Here is a 2,789-nt window from a genome sequence, read left to right as displayed (position 1 = left end):
CGGAGTAGGTAAGGGCCCGTGGTAGATCATCTCGCCTCTCCTTCAGCGACAACTCCGGTTGTTGCCAGGGGACTCCTTGTCTAAACGTGCTTTTTTGCACGACGGAGCCTTCCTTTTATGGTGTGTATTCCCCCCACATCCCATACCCATAGCTTTGCGCTAATCCAACGTCAGGCTTTCGCCATAAATCCTTCCCCACTGTCTGAATCACAGGATCATTGATGAGCCCTGATTGACATAGCGTCAGGGATGATTTAGAATAGGCGCGCAAAATGCGGAAGTGGCGGAACTGGCAGACGCGCTGCGTTCAGGGCGCAGTCCTGGCAACGGGGTGGGGGTTCGACTCCCCCCTTCCGCACCATCACTACAGTGAGAAGTGGAGAGTGGAAAGTGGGAATACTCTTCACACGACACCCTCCTTACCTACCTTTTCGTGCCCTGAGCGCCGGTCGGCAACTAACCTAACAACCGCCCGACCAATTAGATCAAATCTGGCAATCTGAGCGATCTCAGGAGTTAGAACAACTGCAACCAGATGCAATAATCAAACATTTTGGCAGGGAGGGATCTCGACCATGGTGAGGTGAACCCCTGTCGTGCGGCAGGCTCGCCCGATCGCCTCTAGATATGGTCTGATTTTGGGGTTGGTCCGTAGCGGATCATGATAAAAACGGACAGCCCGGTATTTTTTGCTTTCCAGGTATCTAACCATCTGCGGGAGCAGGGCGGGGATCTCGGGAGACTCGAGCAGGCGGTCGTAGTAAGGAATCCGCTTCCATGGGCCGATGAGGCCGAACTGGCCGGAGAGTATTGCGAATGCCGCACCCGTGCGACGGCCCTCTCGGTACACAGCGCGAATTCTCGGAGAGAGATACCGCCTGATGGCGGGCATCAATCCCCTCTTTCTTCGCTTCACCGCTGAACAATAGGTGCAGAATAATATTGCCTTCGTCATATAAGACTTTATCATTCTCGAAAGAGCTTCTTCTGTTACTTCCCCTTTTCGGCAAGACCGCTGATCTTATCTATCAATTTGTGGTAATGGATCAGGAGGTGTGAAAAAATGCGGTTTGTCGCTTCGGCATATGTAACCCATCGTGATCGGGTCGGGCCTGCGGGATTGCGCCCGCAGGCCCTCCCACACCACCGGACATGCCGTTTTCAGCATCCGGCGATTGAACCCAGCGACCATAGCTGAATCGCAGGCGCTGATGGAGTTGCGCATTTCCCATCAACTGCTCGTGCATCGCTCTCCTTCGGAAGGTTCGCGGCGGCGTCCCCTTGGAGTCCCCCGTTCGCCTACTACCGCGGCTTCACCGCGCCGCAGGCCTTCGGGTCGCCAAGGAAGTCCTGCGGTCGAGGGTTTGCCTTCCGCTTCTTTCAGCTTCACCTTACGGCTACGCCTTGCGGTTCGGCTACGGTTGCCGCTATCGGCTCCGGCAAGCTCCTTTCAGCTTGCGAGATGCAGCACATGCCGGGCACACTAGGGGCTTGATTTATCAAGCCCGCTGACGGGTCGGATAAATCCCTGCCCGCCGGCAGGCAGGCGACCCCTGCAAAAAAGGCCGGGAGGCAATTTTTTCACACCTTCTGAGGCATTACAATTTATGGTTTTCTTCCAATCTGTGTGAGTTTGATTTTGCAAAGCAATCCAGGATATGTGAGCTCACCCAATATGGAAACTAACCTTTGCAACGCCTTTTTGTTGTTATCCCATCTCCCCAGGAGGGAGAGGGTGGGGTGAGGGGGATAAAAACAGTTCCTGGTTTCTCGTTGCTCGTTACTAGTAACCAGAAACTAGCCACCAGAAACTGTAGTCCACACCCCCACCGAGCCTTCCCTCGGCTTCGCTCGGGACAAGCTCCCCGTCAGAGGGGGAGGGATTTACGTGATTTACCCACACAAAACGGAAGAGAACCCAATTTATGAGTTTTTCCGATTGCGAATGTTGCGGTACTGCCGTCTTTGAGACCGACTGAGTTTAGCACGACCCTTTTCAGCTCATTGTAAAGAAGATACTCTTTATTCAGCTCAAAGAATCTTGCATGTGCGAAATATTTACTCGTGAGAATACCTTCGTTCTGCAAATTATTAATCGTTCTCTGAAAATAGCCGGGCTTTTTACCCACAATTCTCCCTATCTCCTGCATGTAAAAAGATTGATCAGGATGATCGAAGAATAATCTCAAGAGCTCCGCCCGTGTTTTTGTCAATTTTTTCATAAGAAGTGATTCGCTCCACCTCAGGGGGGGGCTGGAGACAACTAAATCAATCCTGCATACAATTGTATGCAGGATTGATTTAGTTGCAAGTCTTTTCTTTTCAGGTTCTCTTCCACCATTCTGTGTGGGTGCGGTACATTCTCCTCACCCCTTGAGGCTATCTCAAAATGTCTACCATGTCATTGCGAGCGACCCCGCAATGGCGGGGGAGCGCGGCAATCCCTCTTTTATGCGTAACATGCGAGATTGCTTCGTCGTCCTCCCGCTTAGCGGGACGGGACTCCTCGCAATGACAGTTATGAGACAGCCTCCCTTGAGGGGAAGGATTAAGGTGGGTCAGACCCCAGAAGAATGAATGACTTGTTCGCTCCAGCACCAATCAATATTCCTTAATCAATAGTCATGGTGTGAACCTGAAGCTTTCCGCCTTCAGTGTTATATATAATTCTCTAATTCACTTCTTAACTCGATCACAAAGATATTCTTAGGGCAATCTTTCCAGTCGTGTTTCCAGCAGACAATAATGTCGCACGTGCTGGGATCGTGGCCATGCCGCCTGAAATTAGA

General features: G+C 51.7%; 2 protein-coding genes and 1 tRNA gene. 1 reads left to right on the top strand and 2 read right to left on the bottom strand.

The annotated features are described in order from the left end of the window. The first annotated feature begins 274 nt into the window (after positions 1-274). Positions 275-361: transfer RNA gene (locus NTX71_12175), tRNA-Leu, on the top strand. Between the two features lie 183 nt (positions 362-544). Here NTX71_12175 and NTX71_12170 read toward each other — a convergent pair. Both NTX71_12170 and NTX71_12165 read right to left on the bottom strand, forming a co-directional pair. Further along, positions 545-955 carry a hypothetical protein gene (locus NTX71_12170; protein MCX6340655.1) on the bottom strand — a complete coding sequence of 137 codons (411 nt, stop codon included), beginning with the start codon at positions 953-955 and terminating at the stop codon, positions 545-547. Positions 956-1,868: 913 nt separating this feature from the next. Continuing rightward, positions 1,869-2,222 carry a hypothetical protein gene (locus NTX71_12165; protein MCX6340654.1) on the bottom strand — a complete coding sequence of 118 codons (354 nt, stop codon included), beginning with the start codon at positions 2,220-2,222 and terminating at the stop codon, positions 1,869-1,871. Between the last annotated feature and the right edge of the window lie 567 nt (positions 2,223-2,789).

Source organism: Candidatus Auribacterota bacterium (genome assembly GCA_026392035.1).
GTDB lineage: Bacteria > Auribacterota > Tritonobacteria > UBA1439 > UBA1439 > JAPLCX01.
Note: the sequence above shows the minus strand (reverse complement) of the source record. Positions and strands in the feature narration are given on the sequence as shown.

What these genes read in the sequence shown, in the direction of transcription:
- NTX71_12170 (MCX6340655.1), bottom strand. Translation starts at nt 955, where the DNA reads ATGACGAAGGCAATATTATTCTGCACCTATTGTTCAGCGGTGAAGCGA.
- NTX71_12165 (MCX6340654.1), bottom strand. Translation starts at nt 2,222, where the DNA reads ATGAAAAAATTGACAAAAACACGGGCGGAGCTCTTGAGATTATTCTTC.